Annotated in this window: 7 protein-coding genes; 3 read left to right on the forward strand and 4 right to left on the reverse strand. The window is 72.9% G+C overall.

The features are described 5' to 3' along the window. Positions 1–165 precede the first annotated feature (165 nt). Genes DW309_RS01460 through DW309_RS01470 form a run of 3 tightly spaced genes read left to right on the forward strand, consistent with a single transcriptional unit; the run spans position 166 to position 2326 of the window. Positions 166–537 (forward strand): YrdB family protein, encoded by a 372-nt coding sequence (locus DW309_RS01460; protein ID WP_136030984.1) that lies wholly within the window; start codon positions 166–168, stop codon positions 535–537. 24 nt (positions 538–561) lie between these two features. Further along, the gene (locus tag DW309_RS01465) at positions 562–1926 is read left to right on the forward strand and encodes an FAD-binding oxidoreductase (RefSeq protein WP_136044340.1); all 1365 of its coding nucleotides are present in this window, start codon (positions 562–564) and stop codon (positions 1924–1926) included. Continuing rightward, a complete protein-coding gene (locus DW309_RS01470) occupies positions 1919–2326 on the forward strand; it encodes an NUDIX hydrolase (protein WP_136030988.1) in 408 nt (135 codons plus the stop codon). The genes DW309_RS01465 and DW309_RS01470 overlap by 8 nt, the downstream gene beginning before the upstream one ends. 7 nt (positions 2327–2333) lie before the next feature. Here the strand turns inward: DW309_RS01470 and nagB are convergent, their stop codons facing one another. The 4 genes from nagB to DW309_RS01490 form a co-directional block, all read right to left on the reverse strand. Further along, positions 2334–3113, reverse strand: a complete 780-nt coding sequence (gene nagB / locus DW309_RS01475; RefSeq protein WP_136044341.1) for a glucosamine-6-phosphate deaminase — start codon at positions 3111–3113, stop codon at positions 2334–2336. Further along, a complete protein-coding gene (locus DW309_RS01480) occupies positions 3106–4071 on the reverse strand; it encodes an ROK family protein (protein ID WP_205812583.1) in 966 nt (321 codons plus the stop codon). The genes nagB and DW309_RS01480 overlap by 8 nt, the downstream gene beginning before the upstream one ends. Before the next feature lie 31 nt (positions 4072–4102). Further along, on the reverse strand, positions 4103–5290 hold the full coding sequence (locus tag DW309_RS01485; protein WP_136030992.1) for an ROK family transcriptional regulator: 1188 nt from the start codon (positions 5288–5290) through the stop codon (positions 4103–4105). 79 nt (positions 5291–5369) lie between these two features. Then, a partial coding sequence (locus DW309_RS01490) for a beta-N-acetylhexosaminidase (protein WP_168387132.1) occupies positions 5370–6993 on the reverse strand: 1624 nt, incomplete at its 5' end.

Below are 6993 nucleotides of genomic sequence, written 5' to 3' on the forward strand. Positions count from 1 at the left end.
CCCGTCGAGCCCGCACCGGCCCCCGTCGAGCCCGCGTCGGTTCCGGCCCCGGTCGAGGCTGCACCGGCCGAGGCTGCACCGGCTCCCGTCGAGGCCGTCGCGACCCTCTCCGAGCCCGTCGCTGCGGCGGCAGAGGGCTCGACGATCGCCGAATAGACTGGAGTCATGACTCCGGATCCCGCCCCCGTCCCCGGCGTCGAACGTCAGGCGCTGACCGCGCTCGACCTCGTGCGCGTCGTCGTCCTGATCGCGGCGATCGCCTCTCTCGCCCTGTGGGGCTTCGCGAGCTGGGACCTGCCGTGGAACATCGTGATCGGCATCGGCGCGCCGGTCACGGCCCTGCTGCTGTGGGCACTGTTCCTGTCGCCCCGCCCCGTGCTGCGCGTGCACCCGTTCCTGCGTGCGCTGGTCGAACTGCTCATCTACGTGGGTGTGACGATCGCGTGGTGGTCCATGGGCCAGGCCCTGATCGGCACCGCCTTCGCCCTCGTCGCCGTGGTCGCCGGTGTTCTCAGCGGTCGCCGCGCCCTGACGTGAACTCGCCGTCGTGAGCATCCCGTCGTGAGCGTCGTCCCGCTGCTGCAGCAGGCGCTCGGCGCGCTCGTCGACACCGACGAGGACGCGCTCGAACGGGCGCGCTCCGACCGCTCCGGCCATGCCGCCGCGGGGCGCCCGCTGGCGATCGTGCATGCCGAGCGCGTGGAGCACGTGCAGGAGACCCTGCGCATCGCCTCGGCGACGCGCACGCCCGTGGTGGTCCGCGGCGCCGGCACGGGCCTCGCCGGGGCGGCCAACGCGGGCGAGGGTGAGATCGTGCTGTCGCTGCGACGCATGACGGCGATCCACGAGGTCCGCTCCGATGATCTGCTGGCCGTGGTCGAGCCCGGCATCCTCAACGCCGAGCTCAATGCCCACCTCGCGTCCTTCGGCCTGTGGTGGGCACCCGACCCCGCGAGCCGCGACATCTCGACGGTCGGTGGCAACATCGCCACGGGCGCGGGAGGACTGCTCTGCGCGAAGTACGGCGTCGTGCGGGATGCCGTCCTCGGCGTCGACCTCGTACTGGCCGACGGGCGGCTTCTGCACCTGGGGCATCGCAGCGTCAAGGGCGTCACGGGCCTCGACCTGACGGCTCTCGTCGTGGGTTCGGAGGGCATCCTCGGCGTCGTGGTCGGCGCGACGCTCAAGCTCCGGCGGCTCGTCCCCGGCGAGAGCTGCACCGTGACGGCTCTGTTCCCCGGTGTCCGCGCCGCGGCCGCCGCCTCAGCCGCCGTGACCGCCGCCGGGGTGCAGCCCGCGATCATGGAGCTCATGGACGCCCCGAGCCTCGCGGCCGTGCACGCTCTGCTCGGCCTGCCGGCGCCGACGCCCGGCACGGCGCAGCTGACCATCCAGACCGACGGGCCCGCTGCGGCCGCCGAGGCCGACGCGATCGACGCCATCCTGCGCGCCAACGACGGCGTCACCGAGGTGTCGCACGATCGCGCGGAGGGCGAGCGGCTGCTTGCGATCCGCCGGTCCATGCACGCCGCGATGGCCTCCCTCGGCACCACCCTGATCGAAGACGTCTCCGTGCCGCGGAGCGCCATGCCGGCGATGTTCGACGAGATCGCCCGCATCGAGCGCGAGTACGGTCTCGTGATCCCCACGGTCGCGCACGCGGGGGACGGCAATCTGCACCCGAACTTCGTGTTCGAGGGACCCGAGACCCCGGCACACGTCTGGGCCGCCGCCGACGAGCTGTTCCGCGCGGCGATCCGCCTGGGCGGCACGCTCACGGGCGAGCACGGCATCGGGGTGCTCAAGCGGCGCTGGCTTGCGGAGGAGCTCGGCGACGACCAGTGGCGGCTGCAGCGCGAGATCGCCGCCGTCTTCGATCCGCTCGGGATCCTCAACCCAGGGAAGGTGTTCGTCCCCGATGCCTGACATCCACGTGAGCGCGGCGGTGATCGTCGACGACCAGGGCCGCGTGCTGGTGGTCCGCAAGCACGGCACGACCAGGTTCATGCAGCCTGGAGGCAAGCCGGAGCCCGGCGAGAGCGCCGCGCAGACCCTCATCCGCGAACTGCACGAGGAACTCGGCGTGGCACTGCGCGAGAGCGACCTCCGTCCGCTCGGACGGTTCGTGTCCGCCGCCGCGAACGAACCGGGTCACCGGGTCGTCGCCGATGCCTTCACCGCAGCGATCGACCCAGCCGGGGTGCGGGTGCAGGCCGAGCTCGCGGAGCTGCGATGGATCACCCCGGAAGACGCGGAGACGCTCCCGCTGGCGCCGCTGAGCGTGGAGCACCTGCTCCCCCTCGCCTGGCCGGCCGCGACCCGGTGAGTCGGGGTCAGATCCCCTGCCAGGCCGGCTTGTTCGCGAACGTGTACCGGTAGTAGTCGGCGAGCTGCAGCCGGGAGGCCGCCGCCTCGTCGACCACGATCGTCGCATGCGGGTGGAGCTGGATCGCCGAGCCGGGCAGCAGGGCCGTCAGCGGACCCTCGACCGCTCCGGCGACCGCCTCCGCCTTGCCCTCGCCGAACGCGAGGAGCACGAGGTGCCTGGCCTGCAGGATCGTGCCCAGACCCTGCGTGATGCAGTGCATGGGGACATCGTCGATCGAGTCGAAGAAGCGGGCGTTGTCCTCGCGCGTCTGCTCGGTGAGGGTCTTCACCCGGGTGCGCGACGCGAAGGAGGAGCCGGGCTCGTTGAAGCCGATGTGCCCGTCGGTGCCGATGCCGAGGATCTGCAGGTCGACGCCGCCCGCCTGCTGGATCGCGGCCTCGTAGTCCTCACCCGCGTGCTGGATGGTCGCCTCCGCGCCGTTGGGCACGTGGATGCGCTGCGGGTCGAGGCCCAGGGGCTCGACGACCTCGCGGGTGATCACGGAGCGGTAGCTCTCGGGGTGGGCGGGGTCGATGCCGACGTACTCGTCGAGGGCGAAGCCGCGCACCCGGGAGACGTCGCGCCCGGCGAGCTGCGCGCGCAGGGCCTGGTAGACCGGCAGCGGCGTGGAGCCCGTGGCCAGGCCGAGGACGGCGTCCGGACGACGGTCGATCAGCTCCACGATCTCGGTGGCGACCAGCGCACCGGCGGCCTCGGGACTCTCGACGATGACGACCTCAGCCATGCGGAACGATCTCCTTCTCAGAAATGGATGCGCCCACCAGAGCGGCGCCGAGTGCGGCGGCGGGGGAACCCGCGGGGAGCAGTTCGATTCTCTCATCCAGGCGCAGAGACCTCGCGAACGGTGACGCCTCGGCGCCGGCGTGCAGTGCGGCCCTGATGCCTTCGTCGAGGCGGCTTCCCATGGCCGTGAGGCCGCCCCCGATCACCACCGTCTCGACGTCGGCCGACAGCACCAGCACGCGGACCGCGGCGGCCGCGCCGAAGAAGAGGTCGTCACGCAGCGCGAGCGCCAGCGGGTCGCCGGCATCGGCGGCGTCGAAGATGTCCCTGACCGGCAGCGCGCCGGGTCGACCCCAGGCCTTGGCGAGTGCGCCGCCGCCGCAGAACGTCTCCACGCAACCGCGCTGTCCGCACCCGCACAGGCGTCCGTGCGGGTCGACCGAGATGTGGCCGACCTCGCCGGCGGTCCCGCGCGATCCTCGCCAGATGCGACCGTCCACGACGATGCCCGCGGCCACACCGGTGCCGAGGTTCAGGTACGCCATCGAACCGCTCACGCCGCTGAGCACGGCGGCTCCGAGCGCCGCCGCCTTCACGTCGTTCTCGACGCGGAACGGCACGCCGAGCGCTCGCTCCGCCCGGTCGGCCAGGTCGAGCGACTCGACCCCGAGGTTGACGGCGTGCACGACGCGCCCCGCGTCCGCATCGACCAGCCCGGGGATGCCCACACCGACGGACCCGACGGCCGACAGCGGGCCCCCGGTCTCATCGGCGAGGGCGACGACGGTCGACACGATGCTGTCGACGACGGCGTCCTCGCCCCAGCCCGTGGCGCGGCGCAGGCGTCCGAGGATCTCACCGGCGGGGTCGACGGCGACGGCGTCGATCTTGGTTCCGCCGACATCCAGGCCAACACGAATCGGCCGACCGGGCAGGTCGGCGGCAGCGGTTCCGGTCATCGGATGCCGGTCTCGGTCGTGGTCGCGGAGGTCACGACACCCCCAGCTGCCCGGAGAGCACCATGACCGCGGCTCCGCGGAGCACGATGTCGTCCTGATGCGTGAGCCGCACCATCACGTCTTCGAACACGCCCTCCAAGGTGCGCGCGTGCAGGGTCTCGACCGCGGCGTCGATCAGCGTGCCGTCGAGCAGTTCCGCCGGGCCGGAGAGGACGACCTCGGACAGGTCGAGCGCGGCGACGATCGGGGCGATGGCGATGGCCATGCGCGTGCCTGCGTCGCGCAGGATGTCCTCGCGCGCCGAGGGGTCGGCGTCGAGGGCCTCCCGCATCCGGCTGACGCTGAGCCAGGCCTCCAGGCAGCCGATCTTGCCGCAGGCGCAGCGCGGGCCGCCATCGGTGCCGACGACCACGTGTCCGATCTCCCCCGCGGCGAAGCGACTGCCCAGCAGCGGCTGGCTGCCCGTGATGAGGCCGGCACCCACGCCTCGGCCGATCTTGATGAGCATGAAGTCGGCCTTCGCCTCGCCGAAGGTGTATTCCGCGAGGACAGCGGCGTTCGCGTCGTTGCGCGCGAGGACGGGCAGGTCGAGCTCGGCGCCGAGCTTCGCCTCGAGCGGGAAGTCGGTCCAGCCGAGGTTGGGCGAGCTCAGCACCAGACCGTCCGGTCGCACGACGCCCGGCGTGCCGATGCCGACGCCGAGCACGGGGCGCGTGGCGGCGTCGACGAGGCTCTGTGCGAGCTCGCGGAGCGCGGCGTAGGCGGCCTCCCCGTCCGGGCGCTCCGGGCGAGGCACCTGGCGGCGCTCCAGCACGTCGCCGTCGAGGCTCAGCACGGCTCCCTCGAAAGCGTTCGGACCCGACAGGTCGAGGCCGACGATCTGGTGCCCGGCGCGGTCGATGTCGATGAGGATCGGCGGCTTCCCCGGACCCACCGCCTCGCGGACGCCCATCTCGATCACGATGCCGTCGGCGATGAACTCCGCGACGAGGTCGGAGATCGTGACCCGGGTCAGTCCGGTCTCCCGGGAGAGGTCGGCGCGACTCATCGCTCCGGAGTGGTACAGCGTCTGCAGCACGAGCGCGCGGTTGTGTCCGCGGGCGTGCTCGGGGAGCACCTTGGTTCGCGAGCGCAGGTGCCGCGCGGGCCCGAAGGCGTGCGCGTTCGCGGCGACGAAGTCTGTCGTCGCCGCGGGGCGCTGATCATCCGAAACGGACATGTTTGTTAGTAGACCTTACGAACAAAAATTGCGCAACCTCTGCCCGCGAGGCCGCGGCCAGGGTTACCGAAACGTTACATTACTTTCGAGCCGCGCGGGCCCGTGCCGCAGAACCGTCCAGGAGCCGCTCCACCAGCCCCGCGACGATGGCCTCGCGCGCCTCCACCGTCAGCGGCTTTCCCGGAACGCCGGGGCGGCGCTGATCCGGGGACGGGCCATCCAGCGGACGATACCGCACCCCCGCCGCCGCCAGGCGACGCAGATGCGTCGGAAGCCGCCGCATGAAGTCCGCGAACGGCCTCGGTTCCCCGCCCTCCCACAGCCGCTCGGCGATCGCGGCGAGCCGCGGGAACATCGCGAAGTCCACGCGGTCCCGGCTGGGCAGGTGCTCGCTCCACACGTTCGCCTGACCGCCCACCGCACGGTCCTCGATCCGGAGCGAGTACGCGCGGGCGAGCGGCAGCGGGGGTCCCACCCTGATCGGCTCCTCGGGCGACTCCGACTGCGGATAGTCGAGGTAGACCTCCAGGTCGGGGCACGCCACCACGGGGATCCCGCGGCTCAGTGCCTCCCGCATCGCGACGGGTCCGCGCCACGCGAGGATGCGCACGCCCTCCGGCACCTCGCCCTCCAGCACCTCGTCCCACGCGAGCGCCGTGCGCCCCCGCGCGCGCACGTGCGCCACGAAGTGCGCGGTGAACCAGGGCTGCACGTCGTGCGGCGTCGCCAGGCCCAGCGCGCGCATCCGCTCCGCCGCCGCCTCGCTCTGCGCCCACTCCGTCACGGGCACCTCGTCCCCGCCGATCCCGATCCACTCCGCGTCGAACACGTCGCAGAGGGCATCGATCGCCGCACGGCCGAACGCCAGCGAGGCCTCCGTCGGGGCGAGCGTGCGTGCGTTCACGCCGAACCGCTCCCACGGGCCGCTCGCCGGCACGCCCACATCGGTGTTGCCGAGCTCGGGGTACGCGGCCAGCGCGGCCTGGATGTGCCCGGGCAGCTCGACCTCCGGCACCAGGGTCACGCCGCGCTCCGCCGCATAACGGACGAGGTCGCGCAGCTCGTCCGTCGTGTAGAAGCCCTCGTGCACGCCGGGCTCGACCGTGGCCTCGGGCCCGTGCCCGCGCTGGGTGGCCTCCCGTCGCGCGCTGACCTCCGTCAACCGCGGGTAGCCGGGCACTTCGAACCGCCAGCCCTGATCGTCGGTGAGGTGCAGCTGCAGGATGTTCAGGTGGTGCAGCGCCAGCAGGTCGATCAGACGCCGCACGTCGTCGACCGGGCGGAAGTGCCGCGCCACGTCGAGCATGACGCCGCGCCAGCCGTACGCCGGCGCCCCCTCCCACACACCGGCCGGAAGCAGCACCTCGGCCTGCGCAGGGGCGTCGGGGTCGCGCAGCTGCCGCAGCACGGTGGCGCCCCGGAAGACCCCGAGCGGACTCGCACCGCGGATCTCGACCCCGTCGGCGGACACGGTCACGCGGAACGCCTCGTCCCCCACGCGGCCGGCGCGGGCGGCCGCGGCCCCGAGGGCGTCATCCAGCGTGAGACGGATGCCCTGACCGGTCCCCTGGCCTCCCCCGCCCAGCCAGTCGACGGACGCGGACAGCTCGGGCACCGCGTCGATCGGGGTGTCCGGCCGCCACGCGAACCGAGCAGCCGCGGCATCGACGTGCGCCGCGATCGCCGGCACGGTCGCCCGGTGC

Source organism: Microbacterium sp. K41 (genome assembly GCF_004794395.1).
Classification (GTDB): domain Bacteria; phylum Actinomycetota; class Actinomycetes; order Actinomycetales; family Microbacteriaceae; genus Microbacterium; species Microbacterium sufflavum.